Annotated in this window: 15 protein-coding genes and 1 pseudogene; 12 read left to right on the top strand and 4 right to left on the bottom strand. The window is 68.7% G+C overall.

The genetic code is table 11. From position 1 onward, the window contains the following. Positions 1-48 precede the first annotated feature (48 nt). Positions 49-1,464 carry an OFA family MFS transporter gene (locus tag IEY95_RS38485; RefSeq protein ID WP_229703644.1) on the top strand — a complete coding sequence of 472 codons (1,416 nt, stop codon included), beginning with the start codon at positions 49-51 and terminating at the stop codon, positions 1,462-1,464. 95 nt (positions 1,465-1,559) lie between these two features. Here IEY95_RS38485 and moaA read toward each other — a convergent pair whose 3' ends face one another. The 3 genes from moaA to IEY95_RS38500 all read right to left on the bottom strand — a co-directional run bounded on the left by moaA (position 1,560) and on the right by IEY95_RS38500 (position 5,702). Further along, a complete protein-coding gene (moaA, locus tag IEY95_RS38490) occupies positions 1,560-2,549 on the bottom strand; it encodes a GTP 3',8-cyclase MoaA (protein ID WP_189190871.1) in 990 nt (329 codons plus the stop codon). A 132-nt stretch (positions 2,550-2,681) separates the two neighbouring features. Next, the gene (gene pntB, locus IEY95_RS38495) at positions 2,682-4,154 is read right to left on the bottom strand and encodes a Re/Si-specific NAD(P)(+) transhydrogenase subunit beta (protein ID WP_189190872.1); all 1,473 of its coding nucleotides are present in this window, start codon (positions 4,152-4,154) and stop codon (positions 2,682-2,684) included. A gap of 6 nt (positions 4,155-4,160) precedes the next feature. After that, positions 4,161-5,702, bottom strand: a complete 1,542-nt coding sequence (locus IEY95_RS38500) for a Re/Si-specific NAD(P)(+) transhydrogenase subunit alpha (RefSeq protein WP_189190873.1) — start codon at positions 5,700-5,702, stop codon at positions 4,161-4,163. Between the two features lie 400 nt (positions 5,703-6,102). Here IEY95_RS38500 and IEY95_RS38505 point away from each other — a divergent pair, with 400 nt between their 5' ends. Further along, positions 6,103-7,116, top strand: coding sequence for a 2-dehydropantoate 2-reductase (locus IEY95_RS38505; protein WP_189190874.1), 1,014 nt, complete (start codon positions 6,103-6,105; stop codon positions 7,114-7,116). Positions 7,117-7,307: 191 nt separating this feature from the next. Further along, positions 7,308-8,240 carry a LysR family transcriptional regulator gene (locus tag IEY95_RS38510; RefSeq protein ID WP_189190875.1) on the top strand — a complete coding sequence of 311 codons (933 nt, stop codon included), beginning with the start codon at positions 7,308-7,310 and terminating at the stop codon, positions 8,238-8,240. Between the two features lie 15 nt (positions 8,241-8,255). Here the strand turns inward: IEY95_RS38510 and IEY95_RS38515 are convergent, their stop codons facing one another. Next, the gene (locus IEY95_RS38515; protein WP_189190876.1) at positions 8,256-9,848 is read right to left on the bottom strand and encodes a FadD7 family fatty acid--CoA ligase; all 1,593 of its coding nucleotides are present in this window, start codon (positions 9,846-9,848) and stop codon (positions 8,256-8,258) included. A 268-nt stretch (positions 9,849-10,116) separates the two neighbouring features. Between IEY95_RS38515 and oxc the strand changes: the two genes are divergently transcribed. The 9 genes and pseudogenes from oxc to IEY95_RS38560 all read left to right on the top strand — a co-directional run bounded on the left by oxc (position 10,117) and on the right by IEY95_RS38560 (position 17,103). Beyond that, positions 10,117-11,868, top strand: coding sequence for an oxalyl-CoA decarboxylase (oxc, locus tag IEY95_RS38520; protein ID WP_189190877.1), 1,752 nt, complete (start codon positions 10,117-10,119; stop codon positions 11,866-11,868). Between the two features lie 89 nt (positions 11,869-11,957). Beyond that, positions 11,958-13,214 carry a formyl-CoA transferase gene (frc, locus tag IEY95_RS38525; protein WP_189190878.1) on the top strand — a complete coding sequence of 419 codons (1,257 nt, stop codon included), beginning with the start codon at positions 11,958-11,960 and terminating at the stop codon, positions 13,212-13,214. A 529-nt stretch (positions 13,215-13,743) separates the two neighbouring features. Further along, on the top strand, positions 13,744-13,995 hold the full coding sequence (locus IEY95_RS38530; protein WP_189190879.1) for a hypothetical protein: 252 nt from the start codon (positions 13,744-13,746) through the stop codon (positions 13,993-13,995). 126 nt (positions 13,996-14,121) lie between these two features. Next, positions 14,122-14,250, top strand: a pseudogene (locus tag IEY95_RS49630) (DUF2000 family protein); the annotation flags it as partial. A gap of 374 nt (positions 14,251-14,624) precedes the next feature. Then, positions 14,625-14,834 carry a hypothetical protein gene (locus IEY95_RS38540; protein WP_189190881.1) on the top strand — a complete coding sequence of 70 codons (210 nt, stop codon included), beginning with the start codon at positions 14,625-14,627 and terminating at the stop codon, positions 14,832-14,834. Between the two features lie 756 nt (positions 14,835-15,590). Beyond that, positions 15,591-16,127 (top strand): hypothetical protein, encoded by a 537-nt coding sequence (locus IEY95_RS38545; RefSeq protein WP_189190882.1) that lies wholly within the window; start codon positions 15,591-15,593, stop codon positions 16,125-16,127. Positions 16,128-16,284: 157 nt separating this feature from the next. Beyond that, positions 16,285-16,503, top strand: coding sequence for a LexA family protein (locus tag IEY95_RS38550; protein WP_189191007.1), 219 nt, complete (start codon positions 16,285-16,287; stop codon positions 16,501-16,503). After that, the gene (locus IEY95_RS38555) at positions 16,500-16,838 is read left to right on the top strand and encodes a DUF6233 domain-containing protein (protein ID WP_189190883.1); all 339 of its coding nucleotides are present in this window, start codon (positions 16,500-16,502) and stop codon (positions 16,836-16,838) included. Before IEY95_RS38550 ends, IEY95_RS38555 begins: the two co-directional genes overlap by 4 nt. A gap of 46 nt (positions 16,839-16,884) precedes the next feature. Further along, entirely contained in the window at positions 16,885-17,103 is a 219-nt protein-coding gene (locus IEY95_RS38560; protein WP_189190884.1) for a hypothetical protein, read from the top strand. Positions 17,104-17,217 lie beyond the last annotated feature (114 nt).

Raw genomic sequence — 17,217 nt, forward strand, 5'->3', positions numbered from 1 at the left:
GAGGGGAGGGAGCGCACACCAAGCTCTTTCACGCAAAGGAAGACACGCATGTCAGCAATGCCTCGAGTGGTTCCCCCTTCCTACCGGGAAGTCACCGACGCGAACGGCCGCGTGTACCGGATCGGAGAGAGCGACCGCTCCATCCTGGGCAGGCCCCGGGCCTGGATGGTCTGGCTCCCGTGGTTCGCGATGATGGGTGTCAGTGTCTTTGAGTACGGCTACAGCTCCGCGGAGTCGACGCTGGAGAACGTCCACGGGTGGACGCTCACGGAGGCGTTCTGGATCGCCAGTATCTGGGCGGTCTTCCAGGCCGGGGTGGCCTTTCCCGCCGGCCGGCTGAGGGAGAAGGGAGTTGTTTCGGCCAAGACCGCCATGCTGACCGGTGCGCTCCTCTCCGGCCTGGGCATGGTGTCCCTCGCCCACTTCGGGAGCCCCGCCGTCGTGATCATCGGCTACTCGGTGCTGGGCGGCACGGGTGCGGGATTGGTGTACGCGACCTGCATCAACATGGTCGGCAAGTGGTATCCGGACAACAAGGGCGCCCGCACGGGCTTCGTCAACGGCGGCTTCGCCTACGGAACCCTGCCGTTCATCTTCGTCTTCAGCTACTGGTTCCACCCCGGGAACTTCAAGCTCGTGCTCGACCTGATCGCGTTGTTCATGGTGGTCACCGTGGCCGTCTGCGGCATGTTCTTCAAGGACCCGCCGAAGAGCTGGTGGCCGCAGGACGTGGACCCGCTGAACCGTGGCGCGAGCGAGGATGCCGCGCGGGTCGCCGGACGGCTGGCCAAGAACCCGCCCGCGGCACGCCAGTTCACCCCGATGGAGGCGATCCGGACCGGTCAGCTGCCGCTGATGTGGTTCGCGCTGGTGTGCATCGGCGGGGTGTCCCTCTTCGGCATCAACTTCCAGGTGCCGTTCGCCAAGAGCCTGGGTTTCGGGCCGCTGGTGGCCGCGTCCTCGGCGGGTGTGCTCGCCGTGGTCAACGGCGTCGGCCGGGCGGCCGTGGGCTGGCTCTCCGACACTCTGGGCCGCCGGCAGACGCTGACGCTGGTGCTGCTGGTGGCAGGCGTGGCGCAGTTCGGCGTCCTGTGGTCCGGCAAGGCGCACAACGAACCCCTCTTCTTGTTCTTCGCCTTCCTGAACGGATTCGGCGGCGGCGCCTTCTACCCGCTGTTCGCCGCGCTCGTACCCGACTACTTCGGCGAGAACAACAACGCGCAGAACTACGGCCTGGTCTACAGCGCCAAACTGGTCGGTGGTGTCGGCGGCGGCGGTCTGGCCGCCTCCGTGATCAGCGCCTGGGGCTACACCGGCGGCTACACCCTGGCCGGAGGCATCGCCTTCCTCTCGGCGGCGATCACGATGTTCCTACGGCAACCCGGACGCAGGCGCGGGGAACCCAGCCTCGACCAGGAGGTCAGCACTATCCCCGCACAGACCCCCGCCGACGCGGCGCGTTGAGCGGCCCGACCTCCTGTGCCCGTTCAACGCGCACTCCTGCAGCGCCTGCACCTCGCCCAACTCCTCTGAGGGCGTGCCTACTCGGGGCCGGAGCATCAGCCGCCGATGGCGGACATCGGGCGCTCGGGCTGCAGGAACGCCGGGTCGTCGAGCCCGGAGCCGGCCTTCTTGCCCCACATCGCGGCGCGCCACAGCTCGGCGATGTGCTGATCGGACGCACCGGAACGTACCGCCGTACGCAGGTCGGACTCCTCGCGGGCGAACAGACAGTTGCGCACCTGCCCGTCGGCAGTGAGCCGGGTGCGGTCGCAGGCGCGGCAGAACGGCCGGGTGACCGAGGCGATCACCCCGACCCGGGCCGGTCCGCCGTCCACCAGCCAGCGTTCGGCGGGCGCGGAGCCGCGTATGGAGGACACCTCAGGGGTGAGGGTGAAGCGGGCGGAAAGTCTCTCGAGGATCTCGGCGGCGGTGACCATATCCCTGCGCTGCCAGCCGTGCTGGGCGTCCAGCGGCATCTGTTCGATGAAGCGCAGTTCGTAGTCGTGCTGAAGGGCCCAGCCGAGCAGGTCGCAGGCCTCGTCGTCGTTGATGTCGCGCATGAGTACCGAATTGACCTTGACTGGGGTGAGGCCGGCCTCGTGGGCTGCGGTCAGGCCGTCGATGACGTCGTGGTGCCGGTTGCGGCGGGTGAGGGTGTGGAAGACATCGGGACGCAGGGTGTCGAGGGAGACGTTGACCCGGTCCAGCCCGGCGGTGCGCAGAGCCTTGGCGGTGCGGGCCAGGCCGATACCGTTGGTGGTGAGGGAGAGCTTGGGACGCGGGTCGAGGGCGGCGCAGCGCTCGACGATGCCGACCAGGCCCGGGCGGAGCAACGGCTCGCCGCCGGTGAAGCGCACCTCGGTGACGCCCAGATCCGTCGCCGCGATCGAGACCAGTCGCACGATCTCGTCATCGGTGAGCAGTTCGGGCTTGGCCAGCCACTGCAAGCCCTCTTCCGGCATGCAATACGTGCACCGCAGATTGCATCGGTCGGTCAGCGAAACCCGCAGATCGGTGGCGATCCGACCATAGGTATCGATCAACATGGTTCCGTCTTTCCCTTGGGGCGACGTCGTGGTGGTGGGGCGGGTAAGCCGCGGCTTACCCGCCCCACTGCCCAGTCAGCCGCGACGACATCCACGAAGCTTGCGTCAGGCGCGTCAGGCGCGTCAGGCGCGTCAGGCGGGCGTGGGCTGGGCTGTACGGGGGCCCGACCGCGGCGCCGCGGACCCGGAGTCCGCTGAGGTCAGCGCGCGCAGGATGTCCTCCACGCTCTGCTTGGCGTCACCGAAGAGCATGCTGCTGTTCTCGCGGAAGAACAGCGGGTTCTGCACGCCCGCGTAGCCCGAGGCCATGGACCGCTTGAAGACGATGACGTTCTCGGCCTCCCAGACCCGCAGCACGGGCATGCCGGCGATGGGGCTGGACGGGTCCTCGGTCGCCGCCGGGTTGACCGTGTCATTGGCACCGATGACCAGCACCACCGTGGTGTCGCCGAAGTCGTCGTTGATCTCGTCCATCTCCAGTACGACGTCGTAGGGCACCTTGGCCTCGGCCAGCAGCACGTTCATGTGTCCCGGAAGCCGTCCGGCGACCGGGTGCACGCCGAACCGCACCTCCACCCCGCGCTCGCGCAGGGCCCGGGTCAGTTCGGCCACCGGGTGCTGTGCCTGGGCCACCGCCATGCCGTACCCCGGGGTGATGATCACCGACGTGGCGCTCTCCAGCAGCTCCGCGGTCTCCTTGGCGCTGGTCTCGCGGTGCTCGCCCTGCTCGGTGTCGCCGCCTGCCACCGCCTCGACGCCGAATCCGCCCGCGATCACCGAGATGAAGGAACGGTTCATCGCCTTGCACATGATGTACGACAGATACGCGCCGGAGGAGCCGACCAGCGCGCCGGTGACGATGAGCAGGTTGTTGTTCAGCAGGAAGCCCGCCGCGGCTGCCGCCCACCCCGAGTAGCTGTTGAGCATCGAGACGACGACGGGCATGTCACCGCCGCCGATGGAGGCGACGAGGTGCCAGCCCAGCAGGAGCGCCAGGACGGTGACGGCGATCATGAGACCGAGGCTGGGGCTGATCGTGAACCAGATCGTCAGGGCCACGAAGGCGGCCAGCGCACCGAGGTTGAGGGCGTTCTTGCCCGGCAGCATCAGCGGGCGGGACTTGATCCGTGCCGACAGCTTCAGGTAGGCGATGATCGAGCCGGTCAAGGTGACCGCGCCGATGAAGATACCGATGAACACCTCGGCGTGGTGGATGCCCAGCATGCCGGGGGCGATCCGGGTCTGCGCGGAGCCGTGCGCCTCGACCTCGAGGTAGCTGTTCCAGCCGATCAGCACGGCCGCCAGGCCGACGAGGCTGTGCAGGACGGCGATGAGCTCCGGCATCTGGGTCATCTCCACCACGCGGGCCCGCCACAGGCCCACGGTGCCTCCGATCACCGTCGCGACGATGATCAGCGTGACGGCGCCGGCCGAGATGTCCTGCGCGGCGCCGACGACGGTGGCGATCAGCGCCAGCGCCATACCGCTGATGCCGTAGGCCACGCCGGCGCGGGCGGTGCGGTGCTGGGAGAGTCCGGCCAGGCTGAAGATGAACAACAGCGCTGCGACGAGGTCGGCGGCCTTGGCTGCCGTATGTGCGTTCATCGATCCTCAGCCTTTCGAGAACATGCCGAGCATGCGGCGGGTGACGGCGAATCCTCCGAAGATGTTCACGGTGGTCACCATGATCGCCACGAACGACAGCACGGTGACGGCCGCCACCTCGTGGCCGATCTGCAGCAGCGCCCCGACCACCACGATCCCGGAGATCGCGTTGGTGACCGACATCAGCGGGGTGTGCAGGGCGTGGTGGACCTTTCCGATCACGTAGTAGCCGATGACCACGGCCAGCGCGAACACCGTGAAGTTGCCCACGAGCTGGGCCGGGGAGAAGGAGACGAGGAGGAACATCGCGATCATGCCGAGGGCGATCAGACCGTAGCGGGCGGCCGGCGAGAGGCGGGGCTCCTTCGCCTGCGGGGCCGCGGCCGGCGCGGCAGCCGGCCGCGCGGGCGCGGCCGACACCTGGACGGGCGGCGGCGGCCAGGTCTTCTCGCCATCCCGCACCACTGTCACGGACCGCTGCACGATGTCATCGAAGTCCAGCGTCAGCTGCCCGTCCTTGGCGGGCGTGAGCAGCTTCAGCAGGTTGACGAGGTTGGTCCCGTACAGCTGCGATGCCTGGGCGGGCAGCCTGCCGGGGAGGTCGGTGTAGCCGATGATCGTCACGTCGTTGTCGGTGACGATCGTCTTCCCGGTGACCGTGCCCTCGACATTGCCGCCCTGCGCTGCGGCCATGTCCACGATGACGCTGCCGGGCTTCATGGACGCCACGTCCGCCGCCGTGATCAGCCGGGGTGCCGGGCGGCCGGGGATCAGCGCGGTGGTGATGATGATGTCGACGTCCGCGGCCTGCTCGCTGTAGATCTCCGCGGCGCGCCGGTCGTACGCCTCGGACGTCGCCTTGGCGTAGCCGTCGGTGCCGGATTCCTGCTCCACCTCGACGGCGAGGAACTCACCGCCCAGCGAGCGGACTTGATCGGCGACCTCGGCCCGCGGATCGGTGGCCCGCACCACCGCGCCCAGGCTGCCGGCCGCGCCGATCGCCGCGAGACCGGCCACACCCGCACCGGCCACCAGGACCTTGGCGGGCGGCACCTTGCCTGCCGCGGTGACCTGGCCGGTGAAGAAGCGTCCGAAGACGTGAGCTGCCTCGATCACCGCCCGGTACCCGGCGATGTTGGCCATCGAGCTGAGTACGTCCATCGATTGGGCCCGGGAGATGCGGGGCACGGCGTCCATCGACAGGACGGTGATCGGCCGCCGTGCGAGCTCGTCCAGCAGGTCGGAGTTCAACGCGGGGGCGATCAGCCCCACCAGGGTCGCCCCGTCACGCAGCCTCTCCATCTCCTCGTGCGAGGGCGCGTTGACCTTCAGGACGACATCCGCCTGCCAGGCGTCGTCGATCCGCGCGCCCGCCTCGGCGTAGGCCTCGTCGGAGAACCCCGAGGCCGTTCCGGCCTCCGATTCCACGATGACCTCGTAGCCGAGTCCCAGGAGCCGTCGGACGCTGTCCGGTGTGGCCGCCACCCGGGTCTCCCCGGCGGCGGACTCAGTGACGACACCGATCTGCTGTGGTGGTGAATCCAGCATTGCTCTCCTTTTCGGTCTTTTCCGACTGAAATCATGGCGGCGCTGCCGGCCGAATCGTTGCCCGCAACGCGACTGCTCCGGCCACCGGTTGCGACCTGGGCCTTCACCTGCCGGCGGACGTGCTCAGCGGCGCATGCCTCCTGACTGCGTAGTGGTCAAGATGCCCGGTCAGTACCGGCACGGTATGTACGGCGAAGCGGGTGAGGATGCTCGACGGCATGTGTATGTCGGCCACCTTCGTGAGGCGTTGGAGCCGGCTCGGGTCGACATCGGTCCGGGGTGGGCCCACTGCCCCGAGCGTGCATCTTTCTGCGAGGGGACTGTACATCCAGAATGGGTACTGCATACAGTATCCACTCTGCATTCAGTATTCACCCCCCTCGAATCGAGAGGAGCCGCCGTGAGAATTGCAGTCCTCGGAGCCGGTGCGATCGGCGCCTATGTCGGAGCGGCACTGCATCGTGGTGGCGCTGACGTCCACCTCATCGCCCGAGGTGAGCACCTGCGGGCGATCCGTGCTCATGGGGTCCGGGTGAACAGCCCGCGCGGTGACTTCGTGGCGCGGCCCCACGCCACGGACGACCCGGCCGAGGTCGGGGCCGTGGACTACGTGTTCCTGGGGCTCAAGGCACACGCCTACCCGTCCAGCGGTTCGCTGGTCGCCCCGCTGCTCGGCGACCGGACCGCGGTGGTGGCCGGGCAGAACGGAATCCCGTGGTGGTACTTCCACAAGCTGGCCGGTCCCTACGAGGGGCGCCGGATCGAAGCGGTCGACCCGGCCGGCGCCACCAGCAAGGTCCTGCCGCCGGAACGGGCGGTGGGCTGCGTGGTCTACCCCGCCACGGTCATCGAGGCCCCCGGTGTCATCCGGCACCTGGAGGGCACCCGCTTCTCCATCGGCGAGCCCGCGGGCGGGGTTTCCGACCGCTGTACGGCCTTGAGTGAGGCCATGGTCGCGGGCGGGCTGAAGTGCCCGGTGGAGCCGAACCTGCGCGACGACATCTGGATCAAGCTGATGGGCAACGTCGCGTTCAACCCGATCAGCGCGCTGACCCGGGCGACGATGGTCGAGATCTGCCAACATCCGCCCACCCGGCGGCTGGTCACCCAGCTCATGGAGGAGACCCTCGACATCGCGGCCAGGGTCGGCAGCACTCCGGACATCTCGATCGAGAAGCGGCTGCGCGGTGCGGAGGGGGTCGGCCACCACAAGACGTCGATGCTCCAGGACCTCGAGGCGGGCAAGCAGTTGGAACTCGACGCCATCGTGACCGCGGTGGTGGAGATGGCCGACATCTCCGGCGCCGACGCACCCACCCTGCGTGCGGTGCACGCCGCCACCGACCTGCTGTCGCGACGCAGTACGGCGGGTGCGGACAACGCCGGCACAACGCAGAAGCCAGTGCCTGCCTGACAGATGCCGGCGGTGCCCGGGCGGGAGCCCGGCGAGGACGGGGCGACCCCCGCGTGCTCGCCGCGGCTGCCGCACCGGCTACGGGGGCAGGTACGGAGGGCGCGGCATGCCACGCTCGGTAAGCTTGGCTGGTCACACGGCATCCAGCCGGCTCCAAGCGCTGGCGCGGCGCCAGGCAGAGAGGAGTCGTCATGCTGTTCCGCCAGCTCGAGTACTTCGTGGCGGTGGCCAGGGAAAGGCACTTCGCCCGGGCGGCAGAAGCCTGCTATGTCTCGCAGCCCGCGCTCTCGGCGGCGATCGCCAAGCTGGAGCGGGAATTGAACGTCACGCTGATCAACCGTGGCCACAACTACCAGGGCCTCACTCCGGAGGGCGAACGGCTCGTCGTGTGGGCCAAGCGCATCCTCGCCGAGCAGGACGCGTTCAAGGCCGAGGTGGCCGCCGTACAGTCCGGCATCACCGGGACGCTGCGGCTGGGCACGGAACCCACCGCGTCGACGACCCTGGCGCTGCCCGTCGCCGCGTTCTGCTCGGCGCACCCCCTGGCCAAGGTGCAGGTCCGCTCCCGGCTGTCGACGAAGGAGCTCCTGCGCCAGCTGCGCGAGTTCGAACTGGACGCCGCGATCGCCCACTTCGCGCCGGGCGACCGGGAGAACCTGCAGGTGATGCCGCTGTACGAGGAGCGGTACATGCTGCTGGTCTCGGGCGACCAGCTGATGACCCAGACCAACACCATGACGTGGACGGAGGCGGCCCAACTGCCGCTCGCGCTGCTGACGCCCGACCACCGGATCCGCGAGCTCATCGACAGCGTGTTCGCGGACAAGGGCGTCGTGGTGACCCCGCAGGTGGAGACGGACTCGATCGCCTCCCTCTACGCGCATGTGGGCGGCGGCGAGTGGGCCAGCATCGTGCCGCACTCGTGGCTGCGAGCGATGCCGGTCATCGGCAGGACCAGAGCCGTGCGCCTGGTCGACCCGGACGCCAGGGCCCAGGTCTCGGTGGCGATCCACGCGGCAACTCCCGGTTCGATCGCCGCCCGGGCGTTCGTGAACGCGGCAACGGGCCTGTCGCTGGACGACTTCTTCGAAGAACCCCTGCCGACCGAGCACCGCGTGAGGTGAGCAGGACCCTCCGGGTCACTGGGCGTACCGGGCCTCCACCGCCCGCCGGTCGAGCGCTCCCTTGGCGGTGTGCGGCAGCGCGGCGACGACCTCCAGCCGGTCGGGCACCTCGTACGCGGCCAGCCGGTCACGGCAGTACTGGAGGATCTGCTCGGACCCGAGCCCCTCGCCCTCGCGTACGACGACGGCGGCGCCGACCCGTTGCCCGTACGTCGCGTCGGGCACGGCGAACACGGCCGCCTCGGCGACTCCGGGACAGCCGGCGAGGATGTCCTCGACGTGCTCGGGCGAGATCTTCTCGCCGCCCCGGTTGATCAGGTTCTTGATGCGCCCGGTCAGGGAAAGGTAGCCGTCCTTGTCCAGTGAGCCCAGGTCACCGGTGCGGAACCAGCGGTCGGCGAAACTGCGCGCCGTCTCTGCCGGGTTGCCGAGGTAGCCGCGGGCCACGGTGGGACCGTGCACCCACACCTCGCCCTCCGTGCCGACCGGACAAGTAGACCCGTCCTGGTCGACGACGCGGAGGTCCACCCCGGTCGGCCGGCCGACCGAACCGTGCTTCAGCGGACCCCGCTGCGACAGCGGCTCGCTGGTCGCCTGGTGCGTGGACTCCGTCATCCCGTACGCGGACAGCAGCGGTGCGCCGAGCGTGCGCTCAAGAGCCCGCTGCGTGGCCGTGTTGAGGGGTGCACTGCAGCTGCGTACGAACTTCAGGGGCGGGACCTGCGGACCCGGGTACTCGATCTCCGAGCGGTCCAGCAGGATCTCGTAGATGGTCGGGACCGCGGTGAACCACGTCGCGGACGCGGCCCGCACGTCGTTCCAGAACGTGCGCGCCGAGAACCGGCCCCGCTCGGGCAGCAGGACGCACCCGCCGCTCGCCAGCGACGCCAGAAGCGCCGCGAACAGCCCGTGGCCGTGGAAGAACGGCATCACCGCGACCGTCGCGTCATCGGGCCCCAACTCATAGGTGGCGCAGATGTTCCGCACCGAGGCGGCCACGTTGGCGTGCGTCAGCGGGACCATCTTGGCCCGGTCGGTGGTTCCCGCGGTGAACAGGACGAGGGCGTCGTGGCTGGACAACTCGGCTGCCGCGCCCCGAACCTGGCGCACCACAGCCGCGCCGGTGTCGAGCACCGCTGCCGCCGTTCCCGCCCGGGAGGCGTCAACGCGCAGCGGCCAGGTCGGGACGGGGAGCCGTGCGACCGGCGGGGCGCCGGCCGCGGAGGGACCGAGGAGCACCGCCTGCGCACCCAGCGCCTCGAGCCGCGCGGACAGCTGCGACTCGGGCAGCGCCGGGTCGATCGGAGCGACCACCAGACCGGCCCGTGCCGCACCCAGCAGCGCGACCACGAACTCGGCGTTGTTGGCGCAGACGAGACCCACCGCGTCCCCGCGGTGCAGCCCCGTGCCGCCGAGCCGGGCGGCCACGTCGTCGGCCAGCGCGGCGAGGGCGCGGTACGACAGGTGCACCCGGTCGCCGGTGACGACAAGCGCCCTGGCATGCGGGCGCTCGCGAACGTGCCGATCGAGGAGATCGACGAGACCCGTGACCGCCGGGGGCCGGTACCGGTCCGCGTCGTGCACGGATGCCGCCGCCGGAACGGCCATGACTCCACCTCCTCGCGCCCAGCCTGATGAAAGCAGTCCTCTGCGAGCCTGCGGCGGCGTGCGGAGCGCGTCCAATACCCACTGGTGAACGGCCGATAGCAGGCGTCTATCAAGGGAGCTGCGAGGCGACGTCGCACCCCTCCACCAGCCATCGATAGATGCTGTTTATCAGTTGGTCGTCGATGGGTCTTGGACGCGGGCAGGCGCGCTTACGAAGGTGAGAGCAGTAGCCGCACAGGCAGGACCTGCCCAAGGAGGACCTCGGACCATGACCGCCCCCTCGACAATGGAGACCGCGGCAGCAGCCGACGTTCCGACCGAGCTCACCGACGGGTACCACCTGGTCGTCGACGCGCTCAAGATGAACGACGTCGACACCATCTACGGGGTGGTCGGCATCCCGATCACCGACCTGGCCCGCCTCGCGCAGGCGCAGGGCATCCGCTACATCGGCTTCCGTCATGAGAGCAACGCCGGACACGCGGCCGCGGCCGCCGGCTACCTCACGAAGAAGCCGGGCGTGGCGCTGACGGTGTCGGCACCGGGCTTCCTCAACGGGCTTGTCGCGCTGGCGAACGCGACCACCAACTGCTTCCCGATGGTCCAGATCTCCGGCTCCAGCGAGCGCCACCTCGTCGACCTCAAACAGGGCGACTACGAGGAGATGGACCAGCTCGCCGCCGCCCAGCCGTTCGTCAAGGCCGCGTACCGGGTGAGCCGGGTCGAGGACATCGGCCGGGGCATCGCCCGCGCACTGCGCACCGCGATCTCCGGGCGCCCCGGCGGGGTCTACCTCGACATCCCCGCCGCGGTGCTCGGCTCCATCATGGACAAGGAGGCGGGCGCCAAGACGCTCAGCCGTCTCGTCGACCCCTCGCCCCGCCAACTGCCCGCACCCGAGGCCGTGGACCGCGCGATCGAGCTCCTGGCAGGCGCCGAGCGGCCGTTGGTGGTGCTCGGCAAGGGCGCCGCGTACGCGCAGGCCGACGCCAAGATCCGTGAGTTCATCGAGTCCACCGGCATCCCGTACGTACCGATGTCGATGGCGAAGGGCCTGCTGCCCGACGACCACCCGCAGTCGGCGGCCACCGCCCGTTCGCTGGCGCTGAAGAAGGCCGACGTCGTCATGCTCGTCGGCGCCCGCCTCAACTGGCTGCTGAACCACGGCGAGGCACCCCAGTGGAACCCCGACGCCAAGTTCATCCAGGTGGACATCGAGCCCAAGGAGATGGACAGCAACCAGCCCATCGCCGCCCCGCTCGTCGGTGACATCGAGTCGGTGCTCGACACGCTCGCCGAGCGGACCAAGCCGGGCCAGATCGCGGCTCCCGCCGCCTGGCGGGAGGAGCTGGGGGCACGCTCGGCGCAGAACGTCGCCAAGATGGCGGAGCGCCTCAAGGCCGACCCGCACCCCATGCAGTTCATGGGCGCCCTGAAGGCCGTACGCGATGTCATCCACGCACGCCCCGAGACATACCTCGTCAACGAGGGCGCCAACGCCCTGGACATCGCGCGCAACGTCATCGACATGCACGTACCGCGCCACCGCCTCGACAGCGGCACCTGGGGTGTCATGGGCATCGGCATGGGCTACGCGATCGCCGCCGCCGTCGAGAGCGGCGCACCGGTCGTGGCCGTGGAGGGCGACAGCGCCTTCGGGTTCAGCGGCATGGAGCTGGAGACGATCTGCCGCTACAAGTTGCCCGTCGTCACGATCATCATGAACAACGGCGGTGTCTACCGCGGCGACGACGTCAACCCGCTCGACGACGCCCCGTCGCCGACGACCCTCATGCTCGCGGCCCGCCACGACCTGATGATCGAGGCGTTCGGCGGCAAGGGTTACCGCGCGACCACGCCCGCCGAGGTCACCGCCGCCCTCACCGAGGCACTGGCCTCGGGCGGCCCGGCGCTCATCGACTGCGTGATCGACCCCTCGGCCGGCACCGAGAGCGGCCACATCTCGCACCTCAATCCGAAGGGCATCACGGTCGGCAACATCACGCCGGCCAAGAAGTGACCTCCTCGGAAGTGACTGTCTCCACCCCGAACTCCAGCTCCCGCACAGCCCACCCTCGCACCGAGATCATTCACGAGAAGGAAGCCACCATGAGTGAAAAGCCGCTCGCCGGAATCAAGGTGATCGACTTCACCGGGGTCCAGGCCGGTCCCGCCTGTACCCAGATGCTCGCCTGGTTCGGAGCCGACGTCATCAAGGTCGAGCGCCCCCAGGGCGGCGACGTGACCCGCAATCAGCTGCGGGACATCCCCGACCTCGATGCCCTGTACTTCACCATGCTGAACAGCAACAAGCGTTCATTGGCCATCAACACCAAGACCCCCGAGGGCAAGGAGGTCATGGAGAAGCTGATCCGCGAGGCGGACATCCTGGTCGAGAACTTCGCGCCGGGCGCCATGGACCGGATGGGCCTCGGGTGGGACCACATCCACGAGCTGAACCCGCGGCTGATCTTCGGTTCGGTCAAGGGCTTCAACGACGCCTCGTCGTGGTCGGACCTCAAGGTGTACGAGAACGTGGCGCAGGCAGCCGGCGGCGCCGCGTCGACCACCGGGTTCTGGGACGGGCCGCCGACCATCAGCGGTTCGGCCCTGGGTGACAGCAACACCGGTATGCACCTGCTGATCGGTCTGCTGACCGCGATCATCCAGCGCAACGCGACGGGCCTCGGCCAGAAGGTGTCGGTGTCCATGCAGGACGCCGTGCTCAACCTGACCCGGGTCAAGCTCCGTGACCAGCAGCGCCTGGAGAAGGTCGGCTACCTGGAGGAGTACCCGCAGTACCCGCACGGCGAGTTCGGCGACGCGGTGCCGCGCGGCGGCAACGCGGGCGGCGGCGGTCAGCCGGGCTGGATCCTGAAGTGCAAGGGCTGGGAGACCGACCCCAACGCCTACATCTACTTCACGGTCCAGGAACAGAACTGGAAGCGCACCGCCGAAGCCATCGGCCACCCCGAGTGGGTCGACGACCCGGACTACACCACTGCCCGGGCCCGGCAGCCGCGCATCATGGAGATCTTCGGCGAGATCGAGAAGTGGCTCGCCGACAAGACCAAGTACGAGGCGGTCGACATCCTGCGCAAGTGGGAGGTGCCCTGTGCGCCGGTGCTCAGCATGAAGGAGCTCGCCGAGGACCCCGACATGCGCAAGAGCGGCACGATCGTCGAGGTCGAGCAGAAGGAGCGCGGCACCTACCTGACGGTGGGCAGCCCGATCAAGTTCTCCGGCTTCAAGCCCGACATCCAGGGTGCGCCGCTGCTCGGCGAGCACACCGACGAGGTGCTCGCGGACCTCGGCTACGACGCGGACGACATCCGCAAGCTGCACGAGGGCCAGGTCGTCGCCTGACCCGGAACACCACGGTGCCCCGCGTACGGACCTCGTACGCGGGGCACCGGCAGGTGAGGGCGCGTCGGCATCTGAGGGGTGCCGAGCACTTTCCGGGGTGCCCGGAGCGCCCCGAAGCGGACGGAATTTTACGGTTCCACCCAGCGACGGCAGAGTGGGGAGGCCATCGGCTGAGGTCATCGCCACCTGGGTTTCCTTGCCGCTGGTTCGATCGGATCAGCGTGCACTGTGACCCGGAGGTCGGTGGGGTGTTTTAGCCGTGCCCCTCACGCCGAATGCCGGCCGATGGCCAAGGGCAAACGGCGAGCTCGAACACCCGGAGACAGTGATCGGCGTGCCGGTACGGGATACGCCTCGCGTGCGTGGACGGGGCCTACACGGCTGCGGGGGAGGGTGGGTCTGACCGGCATCCAACAGCACCGAAGCGGATACGGTCTAACGCGCTCGGTCATCGGCAGCGATGGTTTGCAGGCGGGCCCCGGATCCTCCGGGGTCTCCAAGCCGGCAAAACAGTAGGCAGAAGGTACTGATGGTTATCGCGCTCGTTCCCTGGCTACTGCTGCCCGTCGCCTGGGCCGCGCTGCCCTGGCTGCCTCCGAACCGGACGTTCGGCTGCTTCGTGGCAGCGGTGCAGCTGATGCTGTCCGTAGCGGCCCTCTCCGTCGGAATGCCGGCGGAGAATCTGCCGGCATGGTTCCTCATTCCGGGGCTGGTCTCCTCTGTGGCGCGACTGGCGTCTGTGTCCTCGCTGCGCGCGAGGACAAGACGGGGCCAAGCGTGAGAGCCCTTGTGCATCTCACAGCCGGTCAGCTGCTGTCGGGATAGCTGCGGGGGCTTCTCCTGTTCCGCGTGGTTGCTGACCACCGCGTCAGGAGTTCGATCCGAGCGCGGTCCGGCGACGCCACCCCACGATCGGATCGACCGCGCCGCCGTCCAGGCCGTGCCGACGGAGGAGCTGGACCTGATGGGGCTGGCCGTGTGCAGGCCGCGGAACGCGGTGGACAAGGTGCTGAAGGGCGCGCGGATGCATATGTGACTGAGTCTGCAACTGAATCTGCACAGCGAGGGCGCAACTGCGACACGGGTGCGTTCTGTTGGTGCGGAGTTGTCCTGGTCGGAGCTGCCGTGGCAATAGCTGTCGATTTCCTGTGCGGCGCTACATGTAGAGAAGCTGCCCTCAATTCGTGTGCATGCACGCACGGATGAGTAGCCGAGTGTTTCAACTGCCCTGCTGGGAGCGGCGACTGACTGGATGCTGCGGCACGCTCCGTGATTTGATCCTTTGCGCCGCCGGGATCGCGCCAAGGTGTCCGGAAACGGATGGCGCGCGCCTGCGGTCGCGGCCCAGCGTCTGTCCCCGGCTTGGCCGCTCCCCCCTTGTGGAACATCCGTACGAAGGGCAGTTTCATCATGAACTCCGCTCCCCAGGTTCAGACCCTTGAAATCTCCGACGCCGAGCTCGACACCGTCTCCGGTGGCCTGAGCCCGCAGGTTGGCATCGCTGCTGGCCCCACGGCGATCAGCAGCTCGGACCTCGTGGCTCAGTTCGGCGCGGTCAAGGACGAGATCCAGGACACCGTCGGCCAGTACCACCAGGCCGGCGTCGCTGTCTCCTTCTGATCGCCAGATCGCGGGACTTTTTCAATCCGTGATCGCCGATGGACTGACCGGCAGCCTGGCCGCCGATCAGCGACGGTAGCAACAAGCCCCCTACCCGAGATTCTCCGCTGGTAGGGGGCTTGATCGTTAGGGGTTGCCGCTTTTTGCCCCGGGCCTTGTCGGGGATCTTGGGGACGGGCAACTCCCGCGCTCACTGACGTGCTCGGGCCCGCAGCTCCTTCAGCCGGCTGTGGAACGCGTTGTGGCGGTTCTGGTCGAGGTTCGAGCAGGTGGTTTGCGCTGGTCCCACTGCACAAGCACAGGACTGGAGGCGGTTCCTGAGCGCCCAGATCGAACTCGCACCCTCAGGCGTCGTCGCGCTCGCGGGTGCAGGGGCTCCGGCGCGTGTGCAGAGAGGACGCGGTGCTCGTGGGCCATGCGGGCTCACGCGTCGGGATCGTCGAACTGGTCGAGGGCGTGCAGGTCACCCAGGCTTCGAGGGGTCCGCAGATCAGCGGTCCATCTCAGCTGCAACGAACCGTCGTTGACCGTGGATGACCGCCCGATGTGGCACGACTGTGGCACGCATCGGCCGGTTGCGTCCTTGGAAGCTGTCTGGGCCGCGCCGAGCCTATGGGCTGCTCTGTGCGGGCCCGGCGCTTGGACCGGTGTCAAGCTTTGCGATGTGCTGGCATCACGGCTGTTGACCTTGCGTTCCGCCCGGAGTTGGATCTTCCCTGCCCGTACGGGTGTCCGGGCAGGGGGAGGGCTACGACGATGGCTGGTGCTGCCCGAGACGGGCTGATACGGGTGGTGCCCTTCGAGCGGATGTCCGCGCTGATGATGGCTGCGGGCGCGGTGCTGTCTGAAGGGGTGCTGTTGGCCCTGATCGCTACGGCCAACCGGCTGGAGACGCTGTTGGTGGGAACGGTCGTGGTCATTCTTATGTCGCTTGCGATGCTGCCGCTGAGCTTCCGTCTTCCGGCCCGGCGGCGCCACCAGTACGAGCATGCCGTCCGGATCGATAGCGTCGCAGTACCGCTCGAGGGGCAGGATGCGTCGAGGCGGCAGTCGCTCTGGCGTACGGCTGTGGCTGTGGGTGTGTTGGCCTGTTGGATGATGCTCCTCGGCTTGACGTTCCATGAGGTGATGCCGCCGGTCATGCTGGTCCCGCTGGCCGTGCTCCTGTGGGCGCGGTCCCGGGCGACCGCACATTGGGAGCGGGTGAACGGGGCAGCCCTGTGGCAGGGCGTTCCCGGGCTGCTGGGGTCCCGAGGCCCGGTCTTCCGCGTGCCGGCAGCGGGCGGGATTTGAACCCGCCGTCTCTTCGTCGCGAAGCAACTTGGGTGGATGCTCGACCTTGTCAAACTGCGCCTCTCACCTGCTGTGATGGTCCGTAGGCGTCCGCACATGTCCGCCGCTCTCTGTCTGAGGTTCCCCCGCATCTCACCCTTCCGATGGCAGCGCCACCCTGCGCCCCCCATCGTGCTGGAGCGGAGAGGCTCCCACGATCCGAGAGATTGGCCGAAGCGTCGGTCTATCGAGCCCGTCCTCCGTGGCATACCGCCCTGAGCAGATGGAACAGCTTGGGGTTATCCGGCGCACCGCAAGGCGTGGGTGGGGGAGGGGTATCGCCCTGGGCTGGCGACGGGCGCCAAGGGGGCGATCCCACCTAGACTCGAACGTGTGAACGATCCACTTCCGCTTACCCGTCTCGACCTGTTGCGCTTCCTGGAACGCGTACAGGAGCAGGACCTGACGCGCATGCGGCGATGGATCGAGGCCGAGAAGCAGCGCGAAGCCGAGGGGCAGCGCGGATTCGACGCCCGGCCGCCCGCGCCGGACTGGCTCATCGAGCAGGGCCTCTCAGGCCGCGACCCCGTGTACGTCCACGTGGGCGGGTGCTGGAACGCCGGAAAGCGGAGCCGCGGAGTCGAGCGGGACCAAGCGCTGCGGGCGCTCGTCGATGGGGTACCGGCCTGCACGCACTGCCGACCTGGCAGCGAGCTCGGGTACCTGGAGTGATCAGCGCAGACGCGTGTCCGGGCTGTCGGAGAGGGAGGTTGGGAATATGCCGGAGAGTGTGCCTGTGGTCGTGCACCCGCCGCAGCCGGACGGTGGCAGGCGGGTGACGATCCGTGGCGAGCCAGTCGGCACGGCTTACCACGTGCTGGACGTGGTGGAGTTCCTGCGCCGCGAAGGCCTGCCTGAGGCGGATACGACGATCGACGACCCCGAGCTGATCGAGTGGCGCGGCGGCGGGCCCAAAGTGTGGACGGCGCCAGGGTGATCTGTCGGTCGCCAGGCAGTACGCGGCTTCCGCCCTGCCGTCTTTTTGGCCGTCCTATTCGCCGCGGCCTTCTTGGCCGGCTGCTTCTTCGCGGCCTTCTTGGCCGCGGTCTTC

The sequence above is a fragment of the Streptomyces albiflavescens genome, from assembly GCF_014645835.1.
GTDB classification, from domain to species: Bacteria; Actinomycetota; Actinomycetes; order Streptomycetales; family Streptomycetaceae; genus Streptomyces; species Streptomyces albiflavescens.